21 protein-coding genes are annotated in these 25,125 nt (G+C 65.0%); 8 read left to right on the top strand and 13 right to left on the bottom strand.

Annotated features, from left to right (window positions below):
• Positions 1-9: 9 nt before the first annotated feature.
• Positions 10-909 carry an SDR family oxidoreductase gene (locus KF783_RS11295; protein ID WP_294079360.1) on the bottom strand — a complete coding sequence of 300 codons (900 nt, stop codon included), beginning with the start codon at positions 907-909 and terminating at the stop codon, positions 10-12.
• Between the two features lie 107 nt (positions 910-1,016).
• On the opposite strand from KF783_RS11295, the gene KF783_RS11290 reads away from it, so the two are divergent.
• The 3 genes from KF783_RS11290 to KF783_RS11280 all read left to right on the top strand — a co-directional run bounded on the left by KF783_RS11290 (position 1,017) and on the right by KF783_RS11280 (position 3,718).
• Positions 1,017-1,874 (top strand): MaoC/PaaZ C-terminal domain-containing protein, encoded by an 858-nt coding sequence (locus tag KF783_RS11290; RefSeq protein WP_294079359.1) that lies wholly within the window; start codon positions 1,017-1,019, stop codon positions 1,872-1,874.
• Positions 1,875-1,970: 96 nt separating this feature from the next.
• Positions 1,971-2,483 carry a MarR family transcriptional regulator gene (locus KF783_RS11285; RefSeq protein ID WP_294079357.1) on the top strand — a complete coding sequence of 171 codons (513 nt, stop codon included), beginning with the start codon at positions 1,971-1,973 and terminating at the stop codon, positions 2,481-2,483.
• A gap of 68 nt (positions 2,484-2,551) precedes the next feature.
• Entirely contained in the window at positions 2,552-3,718 is a 1,167-nt protein-coding gene (locus KF783_RS11280; protein ID WP_294079355.1) for an acyl-CoA dehydrogenase family protein, read from the top strand.
• 9 nt (positions 3,719-3,727) lie between these two features.
• Here KF783_RS11280 and KF783_RS11275 read toward each other — a convergent pair whose 3' ends face one another.
• Positions 3,728-4,600 (bottom strand): crotonase/enoyl-CoA hydratase family protein, encoded by an 873-nt coding sequence (locus KF783_RS11275; protein WP_294079353.1) that lies wholly within the window; start codon positions 4,598-4,600, stop codon positions 3,728-3,730.
• Positions 4,601-4,690: 90 nt separating this feature from the next.
• Here KF783_RS11275 and KF783_RS11270 point away from each other — a divergent pair, with 90 nt between their 5' ends.
• Positions 4,691-5,623 carry a 3-keto-5-aminohexanoate cleavage protein gene (locus tag KF783_RS11270; protein ID WP_294079351.1) on the top strand — a complete coding sequence of 311 codons (933 nt, stop codon included), beginning with the start codon at positions 4,691-4,693 and terminating at the stop codon, positions 5,621-5,623.
• 3 nt (positions 5,624-5,626) lie between these two features.
• On the opposite strand, the gene KF783_RS11265 is transcribed toward KF783_RS11270, so the two are convergent.
• Both KF783_RS11265 and KF783_RS11260 read right to left on the bottom strand, forming a co-directional pair.
• Positions 5,627-7,171, bottom strand: coding sequence for an AMP-binding protein (locus tag KF783_RS11265; RefSeq protein WP_294079348.1), 1,545 nt, complete (start codon positions 7,169-7,171; stop codon positions 5,627-5,629).
• Positions 7,171-7,905, bottom strand: coding sequence for an SDR family oxidoreductase (locus tag KF783_RS11260; protein ID WP_294079347.1), 735 nt, complete (start codon positions 7,903-7,905; stop codon positions 7,171-7,173). Before KF783_RS11260 ends, KF783_RS11265 begins: the two co-directional genes overlap by 1 nt.
• 67 nt (positions 7,906-7,972) lie before the next feature.
• On the opposite strand from KF783_RS11260, the gene KF783_RS11255 reads away from it, so the two are divergent.
• Genes KF783_RS11255 through KF783_RS11245 form a run of 3 tightly spaced genes read left to right on the top strand, consistent with a single transcriptional unit; the run spans position 7,973 to position 10,441 of the window.
• Complete coding sequence (locus tag KF783_RS11255) at positions 7,973-9,082, top strand: hypothetical protein (protein WP_294079345.1); 1,110 nt, start codon at positions 7,973-7,975, stop codon at positions 9,080-9,082.
• Positions 9,069-10,046: a phosphotransferase family protein gene (locus KF783_RS11250; RefSeq protein WP_294079343.1), complete on the top strand. Its 978-nt coding sequence runs from the start codon at positions 9,069-9,071 to the stop codon at positions 10,044-10,046. Before KF783_RS11255 ends, KF783_RS11250 begins: the two co-directional genes overlap by 14 nt.
• The gene (locus tag KF783_RS11245; RefSeq protein ID WP_294079341.1) at positions 10,043-10,441 is read left to right on the top strand and encodes a hypothetical protein; all 399 of its coding nucleotides are present in this window, start codon (positions 10,043-10,045) and stop codon (positions 10,439-10,441) included. Before KF783_RS11250 ends, KF783_RS11245 begins: the two co-directional genes overlap by 4 nt.
• Here the strand turns inward: KF783_RS11245 and KF783_RS11240 are convergent.
• From KF783_RS11240 to KF783_RS11200, 9 genes are all read right to left on the bottom strand, one after another.
• Positions 10,428-11,219, bottom strand: a complete 792-nt coding sequence (locus KF783_RS11240; protein WP_294079340.1) for an enoyl-CoA hydratase/isomerase family protein — start codon at positions 11,217-11,219, stop codon at positions 10,428-10,430. The two genes, KF783_RS11245 and KF783_RS11240, sit on opposite strands and share 14 nt — an antisense overlap.
• On the bottom strand, positions 11,216-12,178 hold the full coding sequence (locus KF783_RS11235) for an SDR family NAD(P)-dependent oxidoreductase (protein ID WP_294079338.1): 963 nt from the start codon (positions 12,176-12,178) through the stop codon (positions 11,216-11,218). The genes KF783_RS11240 and KF783_RS11235 overlap by 4 nt, the downstream gene beginning before the upstream one ends.
• Entirely contained in the window at positions 12,175-14,022 is a 1,848-nt protein-coding gene (locus KF783_RS11230; protein ID WP_294079336.1) for an NAD(P)/FAD-dependent oxidoreductase, read from the bottom strand. The genes KF783_RS11235 and KF783_RS11230 overlap by 4 nt, the downstream gene beginning before the upstream one ends.
• 13 nt (positions 14,023-14,035) lie before the next feature.
• Positions 14,036-17,326 carry a carboxyl transferase domain-containing protein gene (locus tag KF783_RS11225; protein WP_294079334.1) on the bottom strand — a complete coding sequence of 1,097 codons (3,291 nt, stop codon included), beginning with the start codon at positions 17,324-17,326 and terminating at the stop codon, positions 14,036-14,038.
• 212 nt (positions 17,327-17,538) lie between these two features.
• Positions 17,539-18,612: a DUF2332 domain-containing protein gene (locus KF783_RS11220; protein WP_294079332.1), complete on the bottom strand. Its 1,074-nt coding sequence runs from the start codon at positions 18,610-18,612 to the stop codon at positions 17,539-17,541.
• Positions 18,613-18,634: 22 nt separating this feature from the next.
• On the bottom strand, positions 18,635-20,242 hold the full coding sequence (locus tag KF783_RS11215; RefSeq protein ID WP_294079330.1) for a class I adenylate-forming enzyme family protein: 1,608 nt from the start codon (positions 20,240-20,242) through the stop codon (positions 18,635-18,637).
• Positions 20,239-21,222: an alpha/beta hydrolase gene (locus tag KF783_RS11210; RefSeq protein ID WP_294079328.1), complete on the bottom strand. Its 984-nt coding sequence runs from the start codon at positions 21,220-21,222 to the stop codon at positions 20,239-20,241. The genes KF783_RS11215 and KF783_RS11210 overlap by 4 nt, the downstream gene beginning before the upstream one ends.
• Positions 21,219-23,057, bottom strand: a complete 1,839-nt coding sequence (locus KF783_RS11205; RefSeq protein ID WP_366511734.1) for an NAD(P)/FAD-dependent oxidoreductase — start codon at positions 23,055-23,057, stop codon at positions 21,219-21,221. The genes KF783_RS11210 and KF783_RS11205 overlap by 4 nt, the downstream gene beginning before the upstream one ends.
• Before the next feature lie 89 nt (positions 23,058-23,146).
• Positions 23,147-24,001 (bottom strand): alpha/beta hydrolase, encoded by an 855-nt coding sequence (locus KF783_RS11200; RefSeq protein WP_294079326.1) that lies wholly within the window; start codon positions 23,999-24,001, stop codon positions 23,147-23,149.
• Positions 24,002-24,140: 139 nt separating this feature from the next.
• Between KF783_RS11200 and KF783_RS11195 the strand changes: the two genes are divergently transcribed.
• On the top strand, positions 24,141-25,037 hold the full coding sequence (locus tag KF783_RS11195) for a LysR substrate-binding domain-containing protein (protein ID WP_294079324.1): 897 nt from the start codon (positions 24,141-24,143) through the stop codon (positions 25,035-25,037).
• The last annotated feature ends 88 nt before the right edge of the window (positions 25,038-25,125 follow it).

Here is a 25,125-nt window from a genome sequence, read left to right as displayed (position 1 = left end):
CGGCGGCGCTCAGGGGTCCAGCCAGCTGTTCCGGTCGATCCCCGCATTGTTGCGCGCATGGCGGACGATCTCGGTGATGCGTGGGCCAAGGTCGGCCGGGTCCTTCGCTGGTTCGGTCGTCGGGCCGTGCTGCCAGCTTTCGATCACCGAATAACCATAGCCCCAGGCTTCGAAGATCCGCCCGCTTACATCCTTCGATTCCGGACTTGCGAGCCAGGTGACGAGCGCGGCGATCCATTCGGGATTACGGCGCTCGAGCTGTTCGTCGTCATAGTCGCGCAGGCCCTCGGTCATGCGGGTGTTGGCGCGCGGCGCGATTGCATTGACGGTGACGCCGTAGCGTTTGAGTTCGCGCGCGGCGAGTTGGGTCAACGTCGCGATCCCCCCCTTGGCCGCCGCGTAATTGGCCTGGCCGATATTGGCGAAGAGCGCCGAATGCGACGTGGTGTTGATGACGCGCGCATCGACCGGCCGGCCCGCTTTCTGTTCGAGGCGCCAGTGGTTGGCGGCGTGGTGGAGCGGCGCGAACGTACCCTTGAGATGCACCCGCACCACCATATCCCACTCTTCCTCGCTCATGTTGACGAGCATGCGGTCGCGCAGGATGCCGGCGTTGTTGATGAGGACATCCAGACGGCCGAACGTATCGACCGCCTGTGCCACCATTGCCTGCGCGCCCTGCCAGTCCGAGACGTCGGATCCGTTAACCGCAGCCTCGCCGCCCGCCGCGCGGATCATCTCCACGACTTCCTCGGCAGGGCTCTGGTCGCTGCCGACGCCCGATGCCGACGAGCCGAGGTCGTTGACGATCACCTTGGCGCCCTGAGCGGCGAGCATCAGCGCATAGGCGCGTCCGACCCCACGGCCGCCTCCGGTAACGATGGCGACCCGCCCTTCGCAAATTCCCATGCATCCTACCCCGTTGTGGTTCCAGTGTAGGATGGTACATATGCATGTCGTATGCAAGAGTACTATATAGCACAACGCGCTGCTGCGGTTTTGGGGAGGACGATCGGATGACGATGGATCTGGCGGCGATCCAGGCGCTGCGCTTTGACGACGTGCAACAGCATTATGCGGCGCGTGATTCGATCCTATATGCCCTGGGACTGGGCTATGGCGACGACCCGCTGGACGAACGGCAGCTGCGCTATGTCTATGAGGACGGGCTTCGGACGGTTCCGTCGATGTGCTCGACCCTGTGCCAACCCGGCTTCTGGGCGCGCGATCCGCGTTTCGGGATCGACTGGGTCAAGGTGCTCCACGCGGAACAGGCGTTCGAACTCATGACCCTGATCCCGCCTGCGGGATCGATGCACGCGGACATCCGGATCGCCGGTCTGGAAGACAAGGGAGCGGACAAGGGGGCGATGGTCCATCAGATCAAGGAATTGCGCCTGGCGGACGGATCGCCGGTCGCGCGCGTCAGAACGACGCTGTTCCTGCGCGGAAATGGTGGCGAGGGCGGGTTCGGTGCCACGGTCGAGCCGGCCATCGCTCTGCCTGACCGCGAACCCGATCGCCGCGTTAGCATCCCGACGTCCCCGCGCTCCGCGCTGATCTATCGACTGAGCGGCGATTGGAATCCGCTTCACGCCGACCCCGCGATCGCCCGCAAGGCCGGTTTCGAGCGGCCCATCTCGCATGGCCTCGGCACGCTTGGGGTGGCGACGCGCGCGGTTCTCACGGCCTATTGCGATGACGAGCCGGCGCGTCTCAAGGCACTTTTCGTCCGGTTCAGCCGGCCGGTGTTCCCGGGAGAGACGATCCAGATCGACTTTTTCGAAGAACCCGATGGCGTGCGCTTTCGCGCCATGTCGAAGGAACGGAACATCGTCGTGCTCGACCGATGCCACGCGCGGATTGGCGCATGATCCGCTGCGGAACCGGCTGGTTTTCTTGCTCACATACGTACAATACGGCAGAATCGCATGCGGATCATATGCATGCGTTATAAGGGGATATCGCCGATGCCGAAGACCAAGGGGAAGCCGCCGAAAAAGCGGATTTCCGCGACCAAGTTCCGGTTCGGCTATCTTGTCCACGACGTGTCGCGCACACGCCGCACGCTGATGGACCAATATATGCGCCCGCTGGGCATCACGCGTTCCCAATGGACGGTGATGAGCGCGTTGTCGCGCGGTGACGAAACCGGGCTGATGCAGGTCGATCTCGCGCGGCTGCTGGATGTCGGCAAGGTGACTGTTGGCGGCCTGATCGATCGGCTCGAAAACACCGGGCATGTCGAACGGCGGCCTGATCCAGGCGGCGACCGGCGGGTGAAGCGCGTGTTCATCACCGAACAGGGGTACGAGATTCTCGACAAGATGATCGACGTGTCCGAGGACCTGAACCAGCGCATTCTCGACGGGATCACCCCGGAGGAACTCGCGATCACCGAGGACGTGCTGATGCGGGTCAAGGAGAATATCAGGAAGGAGACCATGGCCGCCGCGCATCGACCGAGCAATGACGACGGCTGACGGCACATGCTTGCGAAAGGTTCGCTAGCGTACTATTATTCGCCCTGTTGCAGGAACGGGCGGGGCCGATGAATTTCGAATTTGACGACAATCAGCGCGCGATCGTCGATGGCGTAGCGAAGGTGTGCGCCCGGTTTGATGACGATTACTGGACCGAATGCGACCGCACGCCGCGCTTTCCGCATGAATTCCATCGCGCCATGGCCGAGGGCGGATGGCTGGGGCTGACCATGCCCGAAGAGGTGGGTGGCGCAGATCTGGGCGTGCTTGAGGCGGCGCTGATGATGCACACGGTCACCTCATCCGGGGGTGGTTTTTCGGCGGCGTCGGCCATTCATATCAACCTGTTCGGCCCGCATGCGATCGTGGTCCATGGCACGCCCGAGCAGAAGCAACGCTGGCTCAAGCCGCTGGTCGCCGGCGAGCAGAAGGCGTGTTTCGGCGTCACCGAACCCGATGCGGGGCTCGATACGACGAGCCTCAAGACCTTTGCTGCAAAGGTACCCGGCGGGTATCGCGTGAGCGGTCGCAAGATGTGGACCTCCACCGGGCAAGAGGCCGACAAGATCGTCCTGCTGGCCCGCACCACCCGGAAGGAGGACGCCAAACGCCCGACCGATGGCATTTCGCTATTCTACACCGATCTCGACCGGTCGAGGGTCGAGGTGCGTCGCATCGCGAAAATGGGGCGCAACGCGGTCGATTCGAACGCGGTGTTCATCGATGATCTCTTCGTTCCCGACGAGGATCTGATCGGCGAGGAAGGCCGCGGCTTCACCTATATACTCGACAGTCTGAACCCGGAGCGGGTGCTGGTCGCGATCGAGGCGATCGGACTGGCGCGTGATGCGCTTCGGCGTGGCGCGGACTATGCGCGCGATCGCGTGGTGTTTGGACGGCCGATCGGACAGAATCAGGGCATCCAGCATCCGCTCGCCGAACGCTGGATCCAGATCGAGGCGGCCTATTGGCAGTGCATCCGGGCCGCCTGGCTCTATGACCACGGAAAATCCTGTGGCGCGGAGGCGAATGCGGCGAAGTTCCTTGGCGCGCGCGCGGCGTTCGACAGCGCCACGACGGCGGTGCTGACCCACGGTGGCATGGGCTATGCGACCGAGTATCAGGTGGAGCGGCTGTTCCGCGAATCGATCCTGACGCGTATCGCCCCGGTGACCGAGCAGATGATGCTGTCGTTCATCGCCGAACGCGTGCTCGATCTGCCCAAATCATATTGAGCGCGTTCGCTAGAAGGTCGGATCGCGCCAATGCGGAAACACGTCCGGCAGGTCTCCGGACACGGTTTCGGGGAAATGCGCGGGGCGTTTCTCGATGAACGCCTGAATGCCCTCGCGCGCATCGGCCGACTTGCCGCGCGCCACCATTGCCCTGCTGTCGATACGGTGCGCCTCCATCGGATGGCCGGCGGTCAGCATCCGCCACATCATCTGCCGGGTCAGCGCGACCGAAACCGGGGCGCTGTCGCCGGTCAGGCTGATCGCCAGTTCATGGGCGGCGTCCAGCAGCCGCTCGGGGGGGTGAAGATCACGGACCAGGCCGCGCGCCAACGCTTCGTCGGCGGACACCATCCGTCCCGAATAGCACCAGTCGAGGGCGGTAGAGATGCCGACCAGCCGGGGCAGGAACCAGCTTGAAGCGGCTTCGGGGACGATCCCCCGGCGCGCGAATACGAAGCCGAAGCGCGCGTCGGTGGATGCGATGCGAATGTCCATCGGCAACTGCATGGTGGCGCCGATCCCGGCAGCCGCGCCGTTGACCGCCGCGATCACCGGTTTCAGGAAGTCGAACAGGCGCAGTGTCAGCAGCCCACCCCGATCGCGATCGGGATCGTCGGCCCCGTCGAAGCCGGCGCCGTTGCGCCTTTCATAGTCAAAGGTTCCCGAACCGGAACCCAGGTCGGCGCCGGCGCAGAACGCCCGACCGGCGCCGGTGAAGATCACGGCGCGAACCGCATCATCGGCCTCCAGCCGGTCGAGTGCGTCGATGATCGCGGCCACCATCGGTCGGGTCAGGGCGTTCATCCTGTCCGGCCGGTTCAGGCGGATCGTCGCAATCCCTTCGCGAACCGTTACTTCGACGTGCTGCGTCGCCTCGTCCATCCCGTCGATCCTATATAATTCGCTTCCGTATCGATTGCGTACGTACTAGTTGGAGTCAACAGACTCAAGCGATAGCGGAGAGGGCAGACCATGCGAAAAGCGAACAAGGTGATCATCACCTGTGCGGTGACGGGGTCGATCCATACCCCGTCAATGTCGCCGCACCTACCGATCACGGCGGATGAGATTGCGCGCGAAGCGATCGCTGCGGCCGAGGCGGGAGCGGCGATGCTTCATCTGCATGCGCGCGATCCCGAAACCGGCCGCCCCGATCAGTCGCCGCACTTGTTCCAGGCGTTCCTGCCGCGGATCAAGCAATCCTGCGACGCGATCGTCAATATCACGACCGGCGGTGGGCTTGGGATGAGCATGGACGAGCGGCTCGCCGCCGCGAAATCGGCGAAACCCGAAGTCGCGTCGATGAACATGGGGTCGATCAACTTCAACATTTCGGGCGCCGGAGCAAAGGTTGGGACCTGGCTTCATGACTGGGAAAAACCCTATCTCGAAATGACCAGGGACTTCATCCTGTCCAACACCTTCGCACAGATCGAGCGCGGCATGCGCGAATTGGGCGAACAGGGTACCCGTTTCGAGTTCGAATGCTATGACATGGCGCATCTTTATAATCTCGCGCATTTTGCCGACCGGGGCCTGGTCGAACCGCCCTTCTTCGTCCAGGGAGTATTCGGCATCCTTGGCGGGATCGGGCCGGAGCCGGAAAATGTGATGGCGATGAAAGCCGCCGCCGACCGGTTGTTCGGTGGCGACTATCTCTTTTCCGCGCTGGCTGCCGGGCGCCACCAGCTGCCGCTGGTCACGCTGTCCGCATTGCTGGGCGGATCCGTGCGGGTGGGGCTGGAGGACAGCCTGTTCGCCGGTCCCGGGAAGATGGCCACGTCCAATGCCGAGCAGGTGGCAAAGATCCGGCGGATCGTCGAGGATATCGGACTGACGGTTGCGACGCCCGAGGAAGCGCGCGCCATGCTGAAGACCAAGGGTGCAGACGCGGTTGGGTTCTGATCGTCAGCCGGAGGTCGCGTCCGCCGACCTCGCATAGCGATCGCGGAGCACATGCTTGGCGATCTTCCCCAACTCGTTGCGCGGCAGCGATTCGACAAACTCGATCGCGCGCGGGCATTTGATCGGGCTGAGCCGCGTCCGGCAAAAGGCGGTGATCTCAGCCGCCAGCGATTGTGCGTCGGCGGGCATCGCGAACGGCTCGACGATCGCCTTGACCCGTTCTCCATATTCGGCATCGGGTATGCCGATGACGGCGGCGTCCGAAATGCCCGGATGGCACAGGAGCACCTCTTCGGTCTCCTGTGGATATATGTTGACACCACCCGAAATGATCATGTGCGAGGCGCGGTCCGTGAGGAAGAGATAGCCGTCTCGATCGATCCGGCCGATATCGCCATAGGTGGCGAAGCCATCCGGACACACCGCTTCGGTCGTCTTCCCGGCATCCTTGAAATATGAGAAGCGCGCCGCGTTGCGAAAGAATATCCGGCCGGTCTCGCCCGGGGGCAGCGACTGGCCCGTCGCGTCGCGAATCTCGATCTCGCATCCCGGCGGACAGCGTCCGACCGATCCGGGATGCGCGAGCCATTCCTGGGGACCGATGATGGTGTGACCGATACCTTCGGTGCCGCCATATATCTCGTGGATCACAGGTCCCCACCATTGGAGCATGCGACGTTTGACGTCGGCCGGGCAGGGTGCGGCGCTATGCACGACGACCCGCAGCGACCCGAGCGAATAGCGCGCGCGCACCGACTCGGGCAGGCGCAGCAGGCGGACGAACATGATCGGCACCAGCGATGCGTGCGTGGCGCGATAACGGTCGATGGCGTCGAGCACCGCCTCCGGTTCGAAGCGCGGGAAGATGATCGCGGTTCCGCCCAGCCGCTGCACCGCCATCATCATCCTGAGCGGTGCGACATGGTAGAGCGGCGCCGGATTGACGAAGACCATCCCCGGGCCGAAGCCGAACGCATCGACCAGCATGGCCTGACGGCGCGGCGGCGCTTCCGGCGCTACATCCTCGATCGCCATCCGCACGCCCTTGGGCCGGCCAGTCGTGCCGGAGGAATAGAGCATCGATGCGCCGCGCCGCGCGCCGGGAATCGGTGTCGCGGGCTGTTCGGCCAACGCCGCCGCGTAATCGCGCGCGCGACCAGCGTCGCCATCGATCGACACCTGTGCAATGGCCGGGTCGATGCCCTCCACCAGTTCGGCCAGTTTCCGTGAGGTGACGATCAGCCGCGCCTCGCTGTTGTCGATGATATAGGCGACTTCATTTGCGGTCAGATGCGTGGCGATGCAGACATAATAGAGCCCAGAATTCTTGGCGGCCCAGCATAGTTCGGCCATCCGGACGCTGTTCTCGATCAGAAACGCCACGGTCTCGCCAGGCCCGACGCCAAGTGCGCGAAACAGCTGCGCCGTCTGGTCCGCCCGGCGTACGAGTTCGGCATAGGACAGGCTCTCGCCACCCGCCATCACGACGGCGGCACGGTCGGGATGGCGCTTGGCGACGTGGCGGGGATGGGTGAACGTTGCGGTCATCAGATCTGCGTCACGCCCCCATCGACGAACAGTTCGATACCGGTGATGAAGCTGGCGTCGTCGGACGCCAGAAAGGCGACCGCAGCGGCGACCTCGTCCGGCGTTCCGATCTCGCCGCGCGGGATCATCGCGGTGAAATAGCGCATGCCGCGCGCATCGAGTCCGGCGATCGCATCGGTATCGATCGTCCCCGGGCTGACCGCGTTCACGCGAATTCGGCGCTTCTTCAGATCGACGGTCCACGATCGGGCGAAGGAACGCACCGCCGCCTTGCTGGCATTGTAGACGCTTGAATGGGCAAATCCCTTCACGCTCACCATCGACGCGTTCAGGACGATCGCGCCACCGTCCGAAAAGAGGGGCAGGGCCTTTTGCACGGTGAAGAAGGTGCCGCGGACGTTAAGGCCGATCACCTCGTCGAACTGCATATCGGTGACGCTGTCGATCGGACCCAGCGTGCCGCCGGTCCCGGCGCTGGCGAACAGGATATCGATGCGGCCCGGTCCGCGCGCGACCGCATCATAGAGCCGGTCGAGATCGTCGAGCTTCGCTACATCGCAGACCACCCCGGTCGCGGCGGGACCGATCGCGGCGACGGCGGCGTCGAGCCGCCTGGCGTCGCGCGCGGCGATCACCACCGTCGCTCCTTCGGCGACGAAGCGGCGCGCGGTCGCGAGGCCGATCCCCGAGCTTGCGCCGGTGACGATCGCCACCTTGCCGTCAAATCGCTTCATCCGCCCCTCCCATGGATGCCTTGCATAAAGTAAGCATACGTACTACTGCAAATGCAAGGACGCACATATGACGGATCGCCTGCGGCTCAGCCCGCCCGACGAGTATTTCAACCATCAGTTCGCGCTGCCGCATCAGGTGGTTGCGAGCAGCGATCCGAACTGGCGCGAGCGCTACTGGATCTCGATCTTCGACACGGTCGGTCGCGACACGGTGCTGAGCATCGGCTTCGGCAAATATCCCAACCGCGACACAATGGACGGGTTCGCGATCCTCTCGCGTGGGGGGAAGCAGACCAATTTGCGCCTGTCGCGCGCGTTGTTGCCGCATGCCGACCGGATCGCCGTCGGTCCGTTGTCCGCCGAGATCGTCGCGCCGCTCGAGACGCTTTGCTTGCGACTCGACGAGAACCCAGCCGCGATCGGCTTTCACCTGACCTGGCGCGCGGCTGTCGCGCCAGCACTGGAAGGGCGCCATTTCGAGGTTCATCGCGCGCGGGTCGCGCACGATCTTTCGCGATATGTGCAGACGGGGCGCATCGAGGGACAATTGACCATCGGGGGCGAGACGATGACCCTCGAACCCGATCGCTGGTGGGGCGTCCGCGACCATAGCTGGGGTATCCGGCCGATGGCGCCGGTTCCGGGCGATCCCCCGCAGGTTTCGGTCCGCTGGAACTTCCTCGCCTTTTGCCCGATCCAATTCCCGGATTTCTCGCTCCATATCTATCTGTTCGAATCGCAGCCCGGGCGCCCCACCCACCTCACCGCCACGATCCTGCGGCCGCCGGGCGCAGCGGAGCGGGACGATGAAATCCGGTCGGTCGCGCATGATTTCATCTGGGAAGAGGGGGCGCCGACCCCTTCGCTCAGGGGTGGGTCACTGCGGATCGAATTCTACAACGACACCTGCTGGACGATCGACCTGGAGGCGTGTCCGGGTAGGGCGTATCTTTCCGGCGGCGGTTATGGAACGATCCAGGGTCAGTGGCGGGGTGAGAGCCATATCGAACACGATGTCTATGACTTGACCGATCCGTCGCGGCTTCGCGCCTGGGCGAGCCATTCGAGTGACCATCTGATTGAGGCGAGATGCGGCGACCAGCGGGGATTCGGGATCATCGAATATATGGTCCGGCGCGGATACGGGAAATATCAGGAAGCCCGTGTCCGGCGCTGACGATGCGGCGATCGCCGCGCTGGTGCGGCACTGGCGCCCCGACACGGAGGTGACGCGGATCGAGCGGCACTTCGCGGGAGCCTCTTCCGACATCTGGATGGTCGATGCGGTCGTGAGCGGCGCCGAATGGCCGCTGGTCGTGCGCATGCCGGCACTCACGCTCGCGGATGGCGGCCTCGCGCGCGAATTCGATCTGTTGCGGGTGCTCGCCGATACCGTCGTACCCGTGCCAGAGGCGTATCTGATCGACGCGTCCGGCCGGTTTCTCGGTCGTCCGGCCATGCTGATCGAGCGCGTTGCGGGCGTGGCCGATCGGAAGGTGCATGGCACCGGAGCGTCGCGTCCGAGCGATCCGACCCTATCGCTGGCGCGCGCGCGGGCGGTGGCGAACGCATTGGCGGACATCCATCATGTCGATCCCACGACCCTGCCGCTCCCGCCGGCAGATGCCGATCCCGCGCGGTCGGCGATCGACGCGATCGACGCCCAGATCCGGCGGCACGAGCGGGAGGCGATGCCGGAGCTACGCCTGGCGATGCTGTGGCTGCGGGAGAACGCGCCGCCGGCTCCGGAGCGGCGCGCGCTGGTCCATGGCGATTTCCGCCCTGCCAATCTGATGATCGACGGCAGCAGGATCACCGCCGTGCTGGATTGGGAGTTTTCCCATATCGGCGATCCCGCCGCCGATATCGGCTGGTATCTCACCCCCTATTATCGCGCGGATCATTTGATCGCGGGGGCCTGGGAAGCGGAGGACTTCCTGTCCTGCTACGAGGCGCGCCTCGGGGCGTTCGCGGACCGCGCGGCGATCCGTTTCTGGTCGATCCATGCGATGGTCAGGCTGGCCGCGATCGCCCTCGCCTCGCTCGACGCGTTCCGGGCGGGGGAGTCGATGCGGATCATGCCGTCGGCGGAGTTCGTGGTCGGCCCCCTGCTCGCGACATTGGCCGAGGAGGCGGCATGAAGCCCACGCCGGACGAACTGATCCGGGGCGTTCGCGATCTCCTGCGCCAGATCGGCCCCGAGCTTGTCTCGGCGGAGGCGAAGGCGGCGCTGAAACGTGCGATGTATGTCCTTCGCGAGACCGCATGGGAGGACGAGGGCTTCGCGCTGATGCGGGAAAATGTCGTGTTGGCCGCGATGATCGACCGGGTGCGCGCGTGGCACGGTGAGGGGGCGGCACCGACTCGGATCGAGACGCCGACGAGCTTTGGCGATGCCCGCGGGACGAATATGTACTTGCGGTGCGACCTTGCCCGCCTGCTGGACGAACTGGCCGCGCAGCCGCTGGATGCGAGCGCGGCATTGCGCGGCGAATTGGCGCGGTCGCTGGCTGCGCTCCGCGCTAGCGACCCTTGAACACGCCTTCGCGTTTCTCCTTGAATGCGGCCACCGCCTCCAGCAGGTCGTCGGATCCGAAGGACAGCGCCTCAAGATAGAAGGACAGATCCATCACTTCGTCGGCGCGGGCCATCATCGCCTTGGCCAGCGCGCGCTTCGTCATCTGCACCGCGACCGGAGGAAGCTTCGCGATCCGCGTCGCGAGCGCCCTGGCGGCCGGAACGATTTCCTCGACCGTATCGACCAGATCGGTGACGACGCCCAGCCGCCAGGCTTCTTCGCCCGACATCGGATCGCCGGTCAGCAAATGGCGCTTGGCGCGGATCATCCCCATCGCGGTCGGCCACGCAGTGGTGCCGCCGTCGCCCGCGACCAGGCCCATATGCACATGTGGGTCGGAAAATTCGATCGTGCGCGTCGTCACGATCGCGTCGCCCAGCAGGATGATCGAGGTGCCGAGGCCGTAGGAATTGCCGGTCAGCGCGACGATCAGCGGTTTCGGGAAATCGGCGACGGCGCGAAACAGCTGTCGCCCCTCGTCGATCATCGCCATGCGGTGGCCAAGATTTCCCGCCGCCTCGATCATCACCTTCGTATCGCCGCCGGCCGAGAAGACGCGTCCCGTGGACGACAGCACGACTGAAAGCACGTCGGGATCGGCTGCGAGCGCGCCGAACAATTCGGTCAGTTCGCGGTGAAGCTGCATGTCGAACCGGTTGAGCAGATCGGGCCGGTTCAGGCGGATCTCCGCGACGCCGCCTTCTCGTTCGAGGTCTAGGGTTTGCCAGTCGCTCATCGCGATCCTCCGCTTGGGGCCTGCGCGTCGCCGCGCGGAACGTGAATGGTGGGAAGCAGCGCCGATCGCGGTTCGTCGGGATAGTAGCCGAGCACATCGGGGACCGGCTGAGCCGCCGCCAGAAGGGCGGGCAGCTCCGCATCGAGCTGATCGACCGTCCAGAGTCCTTCCTTGTCGATCGCGGGACCGGTGTGCCAGCGATCGACGACCGAGACATGGCCGCCACCGATGTTGAAGACCCGCCCGGTACATGCGTCGGCCCGGTCGCTGGCCAGCCAGCAGACCAGTTGGGCCGCATGGTCGGGCGTATGGGTTTCGGGCGCGATGCCCTCGCTCATCCGGGTGAGTGCGACCGGGGCGATGGCATTGGCGGTGACGCCGTATCCTGCCAGCTCCGTCGCGGCGACCGCAGTGAGTGCGGCAATACCGGCCTTGGCCGCAGCATAGTTCGCCTGGGCAAAGCCGAACAGGCCCGCCGCCGATGTCGTGTTGATCAGCCGACCGCCGCGAACGCCGTCGGACTTGAATCGCTCACGCCAGTGCATCGCGGCGAAATGGGTGGTCGCGAACGTTCCCATCAGGTGTACGCGAATCACCGATGCCGCGTCGATCTCGCTCATGCCGACCAGTGTCCGGGGACGCAGGATCCCGGCATTGTTGACGAGGATGTCCAGCCTGCCGAACCGGCGGATCGCGGTCGCGATCATCGCTTCGGCATCGGCCCAATTGCCGACATCGCCGGTATCTGCGACCGCCTCGCCGCCGGCTGCGACGATTTCGTCAGCAACCTTGGCGCTCGCACCGGCATCGGCGCCCGCACCATCGATCGTCGGACCATAATCGTTGACGACGAGCCTGGCGCCGTGCCGCGCGAGCGCCAGGGCGTGCGCCCGCCCGAGTCCGCCCCCCGCACCGGTAACCAGCGCGACCCGACCGTCGAGCAGCCGCGTGCCGGTCATGCGCCGATCGTCCTCAACTCCACCCCGGTCATCGCCCCCGACGCGCGCCAGTCCTCCAGCATCTTCAGGAACCGGATCGACCCGCCGCCATAGGCGCCGGCGAGGAAACCGAACGGGTCGTCCGGCCGCCCCTCGCTGTTGTAATAGCCCGGCGTGCAGCTTTCGTAGAATGCGCGGCCCAGATGCGCCTTGCTTTTCATCTCGGCGACCCAGCCATCCTCGGCCTCGCGCGTCGCCTCGACGATGTCGGCACCGCGATCGCGGGTTTCCTGCATGATGTAGGCGGCATGCTTGGCCTGTTCGTTGAGCGAGTGGGGAACCAGGAAGGTGAAAGCCGTCTGGGTGAAGCCGAGCACGAAGCAATTGGGAAAGCCGTGCATTTGCAGCCCGTGAAAGGTGTGCAGCTCGTGCGCCCAATGTTCAGACAGTTGCCGGCCGTCGCGTCCGAACAGGTTGGTGCCGGCGCGCAGTCCGTAGCCCGATCCCACCTCGAACCCGGTGGCGAAGATCAGGCAATCGACTTCATACTCCCGCCCCGCGACGACGAGGCCATGTTCGGTTAGCCGTTCGATCCCCCGGCCATCGGTATCGACCAGCGTGACGCCGGGGCGGTTGAAGGTCTGCAAATATTCGTCGTTGAAGCACGGTCGCTTGCAGAACAGGCGATACCATGGTTTCAGCTCCTCTGCCGTCGCGGGATCGTTGACGATCGCCGCGATCCGCGCGCGGTTCTGGTTCATCTTCTTGAAGTCGGCGAGCTCCATGAGTTGCCCCTTTTCCTCGGGCGTCAGCGGGCGCCCGAGCGAGGCGGCGCGGCGCTTGGCCGCCGGGCCGGTGATCTCGCGAAAGATGTCGGTCCAGCCATCGGCGACGAGATCGGCCTCTTCCTCGCCGCCCTGCACCAGCGATACGAAATTGTTCATTCGCTCCTGCTGCCAGCCCGGCTCGAGCGACCTGAACCAATCGACATCGGTCGGCCGGTTGTTGCGCACATCGACCGATGAAGGCGTGCGCTGGAACACATAGGTTTCCTTGGCCGACGCGCCGATATGAGGAATGCATTGAATGCCGGTCGCACCCGTGCCGATGATGCCGACGCGCTTGTCGGCAAGTCCGGTCAGATTCCCTTGCGGCGACCCTCCGGTATAGCCGTAGTCCCACCGGCTGGTGTGGAAGGTATATGACTTGAAATCGTTGACCCCCGGAATGCCGGGCAATTTGGGCCGGTCGAAAGGACTGCTCGTCAGCACCAGGAACTGCGTACGCATCGCGTCGCCCCGATCGGTGCGCACGGTCCAGCGCGCGGACCGCTCATCCCATTCGGCGCCGATGACCTTGGTCTGGAAACATGTGTCGCGATACAGGTCGAAATGCCGCGCCAGCGTCTGGCAATATTCGAGTATCTCCGGCGCGTAGGAATATTTGTGCCGGGGAACGAAGCCCGTTTCCTCGAGCAGCGGCAGATAGACATAGGATTCGATGTCGCAACACGCGCCGGGGTAGCGATTCCAGTACCAGGTGCCACCGAAATCGCCCGCCTTGTCGATCATGCGAATGCGGTCGAAACCCGCCTGACGCAGCCTGGCGCCCATCAGCAGGCCGCTGAAGCCGCCACCAACCACGATTACCTCGACCTCGTCAGTCAGCTGTGCGCGCGTGAACCCCGGATCGACATACGGGTCCTCGACATAGTTCGAGAATTCGGCGGTCACGTCGATATATTGCGCCTCGCCGTCCTTGCGCAGCCGTTTGGCCCGCTCGACGCGATATTTCTCGCGCAGCGCATCTGGATCGAAATCGATGTCGCCGGCTAGAGCGATCATTGCGGGGTCGAAATCGGACATCATGAACCTTTCCTCACCACGGATCGACGAAGGGCATCGCCTTGCCGTCGGAGAATTTGCGTTGGGTGTGCGTCGCGATCGCCATTTCGATCCAGCGGCGCGTGTCGGCCGGATCGATGACATGATCGACCTCGTTATGGGTCGCCACCGCGAGGGCGCGACCGGTCTGTAGCATCTCGGCGACCAAGGTTTCGAAACGGGCCTGACGTTCGGCCGGATCGGTGATCGCCTGAAGCTCGGCAGCATGGGCCAGCTTCACATTGCCCTCGATATTCATGCCGCCGAATTCGCCCGTCGGCCAGCTCACGACGAAGCGCGGCGCCTTGAACCAGCCGCCCGCCATCAGGATGCCGCCAATGCCATATGCCTTGCGCAACACGATGGTGAAAAACGGGACGGTCAGGTTCGCGCCGGTCACGAACATGCGACCCATCTTGCGCACCGTCGCGGTCGTCTCCGCTTCCGGGCCGACCATCATGCCGGGGGTGTCGCACAGCATCAGGAGCGGCAGGCCGAACGCCTCGCACAATTTCATGAAGCGGCACGCCTTGTCCGCGCCATCGGCATCGACCGCGCCGCCCAGATGATTGGGATTGTTCGCGACGATCCCGATCGGCCGCCCGCCGACGCGCGCCAGAGCGGTAACGATACCGACCCCGAAATCGCGGCGCAGCTCTAGCACTGATCCGGTGTCTGCGAGCAGGTCGATCGCCGCGCGGATGTCGTAGGCGCGCAACCGGTTCTCCGGCACGACGAAACGCAGCCGGCGCTGGTCGGCCATTTCGAAGGTATCGACCGGTCCCTGGAAGTAGGAGAGGTAGCGCCTGGCGACCGCCACCGCTTCGGCTTCATCCGCGACCAGGATGTCGATGACGCCGCTGGTGGTCTGGACGGCCGACGGGCCGATCTCTTCCGGGGTAAAGCTGCCGAGTCGTCCGCCCTCGATCATCGACGGACCGCCGACGCCGATATTCGATTCGCGCGTCGCGATGATGACGTCGCAACAGCTGAGCATCCCGGCATTCGCCGCGAAACATCGCCCGCTGGTGACGCCTACCAGCGGCGCGGTTCCGCTTAACCGGCTCAGCTGGAAATAGGAACTGACATCCATCGTCCAGCCGGTAACGGCCACGCGAAGGTCGGTATCGCCGGCGCGGCCGCCGCCGCCTTCGGCGAACAGGACGACCGGGCGCGATGCCTGCCGCGCAACTTCCAGGCAATGTTTCAGCTTCTCGCGCGCCAGTTCGCCCATCGTGCCGGCCAGCACGGTTTCGTCGAACGCGATGACGAGCGACTGGGACGCTGCTTTGGGGAACAACGTGCCGTTGACGTCGCCAAAGCCGACGACGACCCCGTCGCCGGGTGTCTTGCGGAGCAACTCCTCCATCGACCGCCGGGCGCGCTGGCCGGCGACGACGAGCGAGCCATATTCGACGAAACTGTCCGGGTCGCAGAGCGCCTCGACATTCTCGCGCGCGGTCCGCTGACCCTTGCTGCGCCGCCTGGCGACCGCGTCGGGCCGACCGGCATCGAGCACGGCGTCGTGGCGCGCGATCGCTTCGGCGACATCAGCGCGCACGTCATCAAGGTCGATCGCCTCGTCGGCCGGCCCGATTGCCGTGAGCGCGTCATCGACGCGGATCGTCAGCAGCCGCTGACCGTGCGACACCGAATCGCCGGGACCGGTGAGCAGCGCGATGACCTCGCCGCCGCGATCTGCAAGCGCGACATGCTCCATCTTCATCGATTCCACGATCGCCACCGGTTCGCCGATACGCACCGTCGCCCCGGGCGCGACGAGCATCGACACGACGACGCCGGTAAGCGGTGCGCAAACCGGTGCTACACCGTCCGGAAGTGGCTCATCGACCCCCGTCGCCGCCACGACCGCCTCGCTCGCCGCCGGGACTGGAGCCGGTTCGAGCGCCTCTGCCCGCGCGAGAAGATCGGGCAGCTTTGAATCCAGGAGCCGAGTCGAGACGCGATCCGCCTGCACGTCCGGATCGGTCAGCAGCGCGCGGAGCAGCGCGATGTTGGTGGCGACGCCGGCGACCGTGAACTCGCCCAGCGCGCGTTCGGTCCGCGCCAGCGCGGCGGGATAGTCGCCACGCGACCGCACGATCAGCTTGGCAAGTAGCGAGTCGAATCCCGCTGAGGTTCGGTATCCGCGATAGCCGAAGCCATCGACGCGGATGCCCGGTCCGGTCGGCGGCTCATAGGCGGAGATCGTTCCGGCATCCATGACCGGGTTCCCGTCCGGTTGCAGCCGCTCCATGTTGACGCGCGCCTGAATGACATAGCCCGTGCGGGGCGAGGCCCGGTCTAGCGCCAGATCGCCAAGCACAGCGCCCCCGGCTATTTCGAGCTGAAGCCGGACGAGATCGACATCCCAAAGCTCCTCGGTGATCGTATGTTCGACCTGAATGCGTGGATTGGCCTCCAGGAAGTAGAAGGCTGGATCGGGCGAGTCGGCCTCGACCAGGAATTCGAACGTGCCGAGGCTACGATAATCGACCGCGCGGGCCATGTTCATTGCCGCGTCGTACAGCGCCTCACGCGTCCGTTCCGTCAGGGCCGGGCTGGGCGTAATCTCGAGCAGCTTCTGGTGCCGGCGTTGGAGGCTACAGTCGCGCTCGCCGAAATGGCGCACGTTGCCACGGCCGTCGCCGAGCAGCTGGACCTCGACATGGCGTGCCGGGACCAGCGCCTGTTCGGCATAGACACGTGCGTCGCCGAACGCGCGCTCCGCTTCGGACGCGCAACGGTCATAGGCTTCGGGGAGGTCGGTGATGTCGCGGACCAGCCGGATCCCGCGACCGCCCCCGCCGGCGACGGCCTTTAGCATCACCGGCATGCCGAGATCCGCCATCAACGCCGCGATCGCATCCACGCTGGCGCCCGCCTGCGTTCCGGCGAGTACGGGTACGCCGCATGCCTGTGCCAGCGCGCGCGCGCTCGCCTTGTCCCCCAGTTTCGAAAGCTGTTCGGGTGTCGGCCCGACAAAGGCGATTCCCGCCTCACCGCACGCGGCGGCGAAATCGGCATTTTCGCTCAGGAAACCATAGCCCGGATGGATGGCGTCGCACCCCGCGGCGCGGGCAGTGGCAAGGATGGCGTCAATGTCTAGATAGGCGGCCACCCCGCGACCGGGCAGAATGGCATGCTGTTCGGCGCGCAGCATGTGCAGCGATGCGGCGTCGTCCTGCGGCGCGACCGCGAGCGTGGCGATACCGAGATCGCGCGCACTGCGCATGACCCGCAACGCGATTTCGCCCCGGTTTGCGATCAGGAGAGTCCGGATCATGGCTCAGCGCGTCCCCGCCCGTTCATCGCCGAGGCGCATCCGCTGCTTGCCGATCATGTCCATGTGGCGCCGCTCCGCCTCTCGTCATCGTCTCCGAAGGCCGCATCTTCGCGCGGCGCTCCGCCCTGTGTCGAGCGAAACCGCCCGACCACGCCGTTTTCCCGACCGGACGCGATGATGTCAACTAGTTTATCGTACGTATGCGTACTTAATTACGACCAGCGATAGCTGCCCGTATTTGAACGGACGTAGCCGATGTGGCGACCGTTTCTAACGCCGTCGCGGTAGCGGACGAGCACGACGTCGCAGGCGGGGTCGGCGTCGATGCCGCCCTCATCACCACGCCCTTCATTTGCCCATATGCGATAGGCGTCCGGCAGTTCGATGCCGAGGCGATAGAGCGTCCGCCCTTCGCTCATGCGCGCGAGCAGGTCGTCAAGCCGGGCGCGGGCTTCCGCGTTCCAATAATAAAGGCACGCGGAATGAAACACGCACAATGGTCCCGCAGTCGAAGCGATCGCATCGGGGAGCGTTTCGAGCGCGTCGCCCGCCACGCGGTCGAGATCGAGTTGGGCCACATTGTCGAGCGCGATCGCCAGGCGCGCCTGCGCCTCCCTGAATTCCGGAAAGGAGAGGGCGAGGATCCAGTCGCGGGCATCGGGGTCGCGGGCATCCACCGGTTGCAGGTCGAGGCCGATCCGGCGCCCGATCACGGGGAGGCGATCCGGCACCGGCCCGTCGCCCGAAACATCGCAGGCGAGGGTTAGCGGCGCGTCGTTCGGCCCGATGATGCGCCCGTTCGGCAGGCGATAGCGATAGCAATCGAAACTCAGCAGGATGCCCGCGCTACACCCGATCTCGATCAGGTCGAGCGGCTCGCCCGCCAGGTTGGCGACGTGTGACAGGCCGGGCAACAGGCCGCCGCAACGCTCGACATAGGTCGTCTGGACGGTGCGTGTGGCGAGGATCCGCTTGATCGCGGGCGCATGGCGAAGGCAAAAGCGTCGAAAGGCCGGATAGGCCTGTTCGGTCGGTGCAGGCACGGGCGTGAGCGTCGCGAAGAAGCCCGCGAGCGGGTCGTCGCGATGCGTCATCAGCAGATAATGAACCGCCGTGAGCATTTGCAGCGCGGGCTGGGCGCCGGCCTGGCCGCTCCCGGCGAGGGCGAGGATTTCCGGATCATCCGCGACGCGCAAGGCGAGCGCGTGGTAGAGCGGTGATCCCTTTGCGCCATAAATGGCCGCGTTGGCGCGAAACACCTGGGCGAGCCGGTCGAGCGCGATCACCACAAGGTGCCTTGGACCGCGCTCATGCTACGGACGGCGGAATGGCGAGGAATCGTGCGAGCAGCGCCTGCTTGTCGATCTTTCCGGTCGGTAGCGTGGGCAGCGGATCGGTCTGGACGGCCCATCGCGAAGGCACCGCGAAATAGGCGAGCTTTTCACGCGCGAACGCCACCAGCGCCGCTTCGGGCAACTGCACACCCGGCCGCGGCGCGATGAACGCCACCAGCGCCTCGCCGAGGTCGGGATCCGGCACCCCGGTAACCGCGACCTCCAGAATATCGGGATGTTCCTGAAGCGCGGCCTCGACATGGGGGCAGGAGATATTCTCGCCGCCGCGGATCACCATGTCCTTGGCCCGTCCGGTAATGAACAGGAAGCCATCCGCGTCGAGCCGCCCGACATCGCCGGTGTGATACCAGCCATCGGCATCGATCGGTTGTACCGGTGCGTCGAGATAGCCATGCATCAACGCCCCCGACCGCGCGAGTATTTCGCCGTTCCCGTCCGCATCCGGATTGGCGATCGCCACTTCCACGCCCAACACCGCCTGACCGACCGTCCCCGGACGCGCGCGAAGCTGAGCGGCGGTCGCCATCGAGACGAAGGACATTTCGGTCATGCCATAGGCAACCGACAGATTGTCGCGAGCATGGGGAAGTGCGGCGGAAATCTCGTCGATCAGCGTCGCTTCGACCATCGTCCCGCCGGTGGAGGGCGCGATCAGGCTGGACAGGTCACGCTGCCCGAAGCCGCTATCGCGCATCAGGCGACGGAACATCGTCGGCACCGCGAGCCAGGAAGTGATCCGCTCCCGCTCGATCAGATCCAGCACCTCTTGCGTCGCGAACTTGCCTTTGAGCGCCACCATACGGTTGCCATCGACCAGCGACAGCACGCCAGACACGATCGCGCCGTTGTGAAACATCGGGGTGGTGATCAGCGCCACCTTTTGCGCGGCGGCATCGGCCGGCTCCGGCGGGCGACCACCCTGCATCACATGCAACGTCTGCATCGTCCAGATCAGGTTGCGGTGCATGAGGCCGACGCCCTTTGGCCCCCCGGTGCTGCCCGCCGTATAAACGATCAGGCACACGTCGCTCTCATCGGCTCGCGCACGCGGATCTGCGATCGGCGTGGAGGCCGGCGGCGCGCGCCACCATCGCTCGATCTCTTCGGGCCTCAGCAGCGTACGGCGACCGCGTGTCGCGTTATCGACGGTCATGTCGGTCACGATCGCGGCCGGCCCCGTGGCGGCAACGATCGCCGCAAGTTCCGCTTCGCTCCACCAGCGATTGCCGAAAACCGGCACCGCGCCGAGCCGCCACGCCGCCCATTGGACGAGCGGGACCTCGCAGCGATTGTGGAGAACGATCAGGACGCGGTCCCCCGGCCGGACCCCAGCGTCACGAAGCGCGTGCGCGCCGACCTCGATCGCGTGGTGGAAGTCGGCGAAGCTGAAGCGGCGCTCTGCCTGGACGAGATAGTCGAGGTCGTCGCGACGACAGGCAAGGTCGAGCAGATCGAGAATGTGGCGCGGCCGTTCCCGCCACAACCGCGCCGGGCGCCCGTCCACCGTGTCTGCCACCAGGTCGCGCCATGCCGGGGTCGCGAGATAACTGCCGGCGTTCATGCAGCCTCCGGGGCGAAGCCGTCGCGCGACCAGCGCGGATCGGCCGTCGTCGCGCGGCGGATTGCATCAATCGCTTCCGCCTGCGCGCGCCGTCCGTCCGCCAGGAAGCGCGTCATCGCGTAAAAGCCGTGGATCTGGCCGGGATAGCTGCTGAGTGTGGTCGGCACCCCCGCCGCGATCAGCTTCATCGCATAAGCGACACCTTCGTCATGGAGCGGGTCGAAGCCGGCGACGATGATATGCGCCGGCGCCGCGCCCATATGGTCCGAGGCCAGGAGCGGCGACGCGCGCCAGTCGCCGCGCGCCTCGACCGGGCAGTAATGATCGTAGAACCACATCATCATCTTGCGGGTCAGGCCGTACCCATCGGCATTGCGCGCCATCGATGGCGTGTCGGCATCGATCTGAACGATCGGATAGATGAGCAGTTGAAGCGCGATCGGCAGATGATCGTCGCGTGCGCCGAGCGCGAGTGCGGCTGCCAGATTGCCGCCCGCCGAATCCCCGGCCAGCACGAGCGATTCGCCCTGGCCGATCTTCGAGGCCGCCCAGTCCAGAACGGCGCGACAGTCGTCATAGGCCGCAGGAAACGGATGTTCCGGCGCGAGTCGGTAATCGATCGCGATCACCGTGCAACCGGCGCCCGCACACAGTCGGCGACAGGCGTTGTCGTGGCTTCCAATGCCACCGATGACCCAGCCGCCGCCATGGAAGTAGAGGGTCGTGGCGGCGCATTCGCGGGTTACGGGCCGATAGATCCGGATCGGCACCGGGCCGGCCGGGCCGGGAATCGTCCGGTCTTCGACCTGGCCGACCTGCGCATAATGGCCGGGATCGCCCTGCGCATCGATCTGCGCGCGTGCCGCATCGACGCCGAGTTCGTCATAGGGCGGACCGCCCTGCGCCATTCTGGCGAGCAGGCGCTCCACCTCGGGATCGGGTTTGCGCACCGCCGGTTCGTTTCTGTTCCCGTCGTTCACTCGCGCAATTCCACGCCCGGCAGGCCGCCATCGTCGCGCCATTCCTTCAACACCTTCTGGAATGCGATCGGACCGGCGCCGTACATCGCCATATACCAGCCGTGCGGGTTATAGATGTCGCCTTCGCTGTTGTAATAGCCCGGCGTGCATTCGGTATAGAATTTCACTCCGCGGCGCGCCTTGGCGCGCATTTCCTCGCACCATCCTTCCTCGCCCTCCGGGGTCGTCTCGATGATCCGCTTTCCGCGATCGCGCGCCGCGCTGATGATCCACGCGATCTGCTTCGCCTGTACGTCGAGCGAATAGGGAACGAGGAAGGTGAAGGCGGTCTGGGTAAAGCCCATCACGAACATGTTGGGAAAGCCGTTGGTCTGAAGCCCGTGAAGCGTCTTCAGTCCGTCCGCCCATTTGTCGGCGAGCCGCAGCCCGTCGCGCCCGACCACCTCGACGCCCGAGCGCCGCGAATCCTTGACGCCGACTTCGAACCCCGTCGCGAAGATGAGGCAATCGACCTCGAATTCCCGGCCGTCGGCGATCACCCCGTGTTCGGTCATTCCTTCGACGCCGCGACCGCCGGTATCGACCAGCGTCACATTGTCGCGGTTGAACGCCGGATAATAATAGTCGTTGAAACAGGGCCGCTTGCAGAACAGCCGATACCATGGCTTCAGCTTGTCGGCGGTTTCCGGGTCCTCGACCAGCATATCGACGCGGGCGCGCAAGCCCTCCATCTTCTTCGCGTCGGCATATTCCATCAGCATTTCGCGCTCACGCGTTTCGATCGGCCGCCCGCGCTTTTCCGCCTTTTCGCGTACCGCGATGCTGGTGATCGACTGGTAGATGTCGGTCCAGCCATCGTTGACGAGATCCTCGTCCTGCTCGCCGGTATGGACGATGGCGATGAAATTATCCATCCGCCGCTGCTGCCAGCCGGGTTGGAGCGACTTTACCCAGTCGGGATCGGTCTCGCGATTGTTGCGCGCATCGACCGAAGAGGGGGTGCGCTGGAAAACATACAGGTGCTCGGCGGCTTCGGCGAGGTGCGGGATGCACTGGATCGCGGTTGCGCCGGTGCCGATGATGCCGACGCGCTTGTCCTTCAGCCGGTCGAGTCCGCCCGCGCTGTCGCCGCCGGTATAGTCATAGTCCCACCGGCTGGTGTGGAAAGTGTGGCCGGTGAACGTGTCGATCCCGAAAATACCGGGCAGCTTGGGTTCGTTGAGGGGACCGCCCGACAGGACCACGTGGCGGGCTTTCATGCGGTCGCCACGATCGGTTTCGACGATCCAGACAGCGCCTTCCTCATCCCACGTCATCCGCGTGACCCGGGTCTGAAAGAGTGCATCGTCGTAAAGCCCGAAATGCCGGCCGAGCAGCTTGCTGTATTCCAGGATCTCCGGCCCAAAGGAATATTTGTGCTTCGGGATGTAGCCGGTTTCCTCCAGCAGCGGAAAATAGACATAGGATTCAATGTCGCATGCCGCCCCCGGATATCGGTTCCAGTACCAGGTGCCGCCGAAATCGCCGGCCTTGTCGATCACCCGGATCCTTTCGAGGCCAGCCTGGCGCAGCCGGGCGCCCATCATCAACCCGCCAAACCCGCCGCCCAGAATGACTGCATCCACCATATCCTCGACCGGATCTCGGGTGAAGCCCGGCGCGACATAGGGGTCGTCCATATAGTGAGAGAATTGCGCGGTCGTGCCGACATACTGGCTGTTGCCGTCATCACGCAGCCTGCGGTCGCGCTCATACAGATAGCGTTCACGGATCGCGGCAAGGTCGAAATCGACCGGCCCGATCAGCGTTTTGAGCTCTGGGTCCAGATCGTCCAACGCACCTCTCCTGCATGTGGCGACGCCGCCCACTTCACCTCAGGCTAGAGCGCAAGTGATGCGCATGTCAACAATACGTATGCGTACTACTATCGGGGATGATGCACCTTGAGAAACGCGAGGACGCCGTCGTTGAACGCATCGTTGCGGTCGCCAACCACCATATGACCGGCCCCGCTGACCTCCAGGATATCGGTTTGCGGCACGTGGCGTTTCATTTCCGCAACGCTCGCGTCGCTCACCACATCGCTGTCGGTTCCGCGCACCAGCAGTGTCGGCGCGGTCACGGCGGGACTGACTGCGGCCAGCAACTCGAACCTTTGATCGAGTGCGGCGCGCGTTCCGCCTTCCAGCAAACGCGGATCCCAATGCCAGTAATAGCGACCATCGTCACGCCGGCGCAGATTTTTGCGAAGCCGCGCTTCGGCGCCGGCGCGCGGGCGTGACGGGTTGTAGCCCGCGACCGCATCGGCCGCCTCCTCGATCGTGGCGAACCCCCCGGCGTGCGCGGCCATGAAGCTGCCGATCCGGTCCGCACCTTGCTGGGCGGAACGGAGCGCCAGATCGACCATCACGATCGCGGCGATCCCGCGCGATTCGAGCAGGCCCGCCGTGTAGAACGCCGCCGCCCCTCCCAGCGAGGCGCCAACCAGCGCGGCCGGCCGATCAAAGCGGGCAAGCACGGCGCGCAGATCCTCGGCCAGTGCGACGATCGAATAATCGCCATCCGGATCCCATTCGCTGTCGCCATGGCCGCGCATGTCAAGATTGACGACGCGATATCCTTCGTCAGCTAGCCGGGCCGTCGCCCGCGACCAGCTATGGCGTGTCTGTCCACCGCCGTGGAGCAACAGGACAAGAGGGCCATCCTGCGGTCCCGCCAGATCGCCCGCGAGTGCAAGGCCGTTGCCTCCGACAAGGGCAATGCGGTTGTCCGTCGCCACGTTCGCGCTCCCGGAGTCGATAAAGTTCGCATGTGTACTAACTGCGACATGGCGCGCTTGGCAATGGGCGGGTCGGGCCGTTGATCGCGAACACCTTTGGATGCTGGCCTCATCTATCGTTCGGGGATATTAATCGCGCATGCTCGACATCCGCCAGATGCGCTATTTCATCGCCGTGGCGGAGGAACTCAGCTTCTCCAGGGCTGCCCGCCGGCTGGGGATGTCGCAGCCACCGCTCAGCCAGCAGATTCAAGCGATCGAAACCGCATTGGGGGTTCGGCTGTTAGACCGGACGACGCGGAGCGTCCGGCTGACCCATGCGGGGTCCGTGCTGCTCGACGAAGCACGCAAGCTGGTAGACCAGGCCGCGCGATCGGCCGACCGGATCGACCGCGTGCGTCGCGGCGAACTCGGCCAGTTGCGCATCGGCACCCTTTCTTCGGCCTGTTTTCAGATTTTGCCGACCTTTCTCGCGCAACTGAAGCGCGACCGCCCCGATATCGCGATTGCGCTGCGCGAGCGCGATACCGCCCATGCGCTCGCCGAACTGAGCGAGCGCCGGCTTGATCTCGCATTCGTCCGCATCGAGATGGTCGAGGCGCCGCTCCGCATTCGTCCGATCCTGTCGGATCGGTTCATCCTGGCCCTTCCCGAATCGCACCGGCTGGCGAGCCATAAGACCGTGTCGCTGGCATCTTTGGCCGGCGAACCGCTGGTGATGGTCGCGCGCGAGGTGTCACCGCGCTTCTTCGACGCGATCATCGCCGCCTTTGCGAGCCAGGGTGTCACGCCTGTCGCCGCGCACGAATGCGGATCATTGCAGAGTCAGGTCAGCTTCGTTTCGAGCGGAAGCTGCTGCGCGCTGGTCCCGGAGAGCAATCGGCATGTGCGGATGCCCGGGGTCATCTATCGTCCGCTCACGGATCCGGTGCGCCTCGACGGAATTGCACTCGCGTGGCTTTCGCCTCCCGAAAATGCGGTCGTGGCGGCCGCGATCGATGCGGCCGACGCCGTATTCGGATCAAATAATATATAGCTCCATGATATAAATCATGGTCAAAATTCATATTTGATCGACCCAAAGCGATGCCATATTTAAATGGTTCGCACGCGAACTAGATTCC

Source organism: Sphingomonas sp. (genome assembly GCF_019635455.1).
Lineage (GTDB): Bacteria > Pseudomonadota > Alphaproteobacteria > Sphingomonadales > Sphingomonadaceae > Sphingomonas.
The sequence above is the reverse complement of the archived record's forward strand: the minus strand, read 5'-3'. Positions and strand labels throughout refer to the sequence as shown.

Excerpts from the sequence above, each read along its gene's own strand:
- KF783_RS11295 (WP_294079360.1), bottom strand. The coding sequence starts at position 909 with ATGGGAATTTGCGAAGGGCGGGTCGCCATCGTTACCGGAGGCGGCCGT.
- KF783_RS11290 (WP_294079359.1), top strand. The coding sequence starts at position 1,017 with ATGACGATGGATCTGGCGGCGATCCAGGCGCTGCGCTTTGACGACGTG.
- KF783_RS11285 (WP_294079357.1), top strand. The coding sequence starts at position 1,971 with ATGCCGAAGACCAAGGGGAAGCCGCCGAAAAAGCGGATTTCCGCGACC.
- KF783_RS11280 (WP_294079355.1), top strand. The coding sequence starts at position 2,552 with ATGAATTTCGAATTTGACGACAATCAGCGCGCGATCGTCGATGGCGTA.
- KF783_RS11275 (WP_294079353.1), bottom strand. The coding sequence starts at position 4,600 with ATGGACGAGGCGACGCAGCACGTCGAAGTAACGGTTCGCGAAGGGATT.
- KF783_RS11270 (WP_294079351.1), top strand. The coding sequence starts at position 4,691 with ATGCGAAAAGCGAACAAGGTGATCATCACCTGTGCGGTGACGGGGTCG.
- KF783_RS11265 (WP_294079348.1), bottom strand. The coding sequence starts at position 7,171 with ATGACCGCAACGTTCACCCATCCCCGCCACGTCGCCAAGCGCCATCCC.
- KF783_RS11260 (WP_294079347.1), bottom strand. The coding sequence starts at position 7,905 with ATGAAGCGATTTGACGGCAAGGTGGCGATCGTCACCGGCGCAAGCTCG.
- KF783_RS11255 (WP_294079345.1), top strand. The coding sequence starts at position 7,973 with ATGACGGATCGCCTGCGGCTCAGCCCGCCCGACGAGTATTTCAACCAT.
- KF783_RS11245 (WP_294079341.1), top strand. The coding sequence starts at position 10,043 with ATGAAGCCCACGCCGGACGAACTGATCCGGGGCGTTCGCGATCTCCTG.
- KF783_RS11240 (WP_294079340.1), bottom strand. The coding sequence starts at position 11,219 with ATGAGCGACTGGCAAACCCTAGACCTCGAACGAGAAGGCGGCGTCGCG.
- KF783_RS11235 (WP_294079338.1), bottom strand. The coding sequence starts at position 12,178 with ATGACCGGCACGCGGCTGCTCGACGGTCGGGTCGCGCTGGTTACCGGT.
- KF783_RS11230 (WP_294079336.1), bottom strand. The coding sequence starts at position 14,022 with ATGTCCGATTTCGACCCCGCAATGATCGCTCTAGCCGGCGACATCGAT.
- KF783_RS11225 (WP_294079334.1), bottom strand. The coding sequence starts at position 17,326 with ATGATCCGGACTCTCCTGATCGCAAACCGGGGCGAAATCGCGTTGCGG.
- KF783_RS11215 (WP_294079330.1), bottom strand. The coding sequence starts at position 20,242 with ATGAACGCCGGCAGTTATCTCGCGACCCCGGCATGGCGCGACCTGGTG.
- KF783_RS11195 (WP_294079324.1), top strand. The coding sequence starts at position 24,141 with ATGCTCGACATCCGCCAGATGCGCTATTTCATCGCCGTGGCGGAGGAA.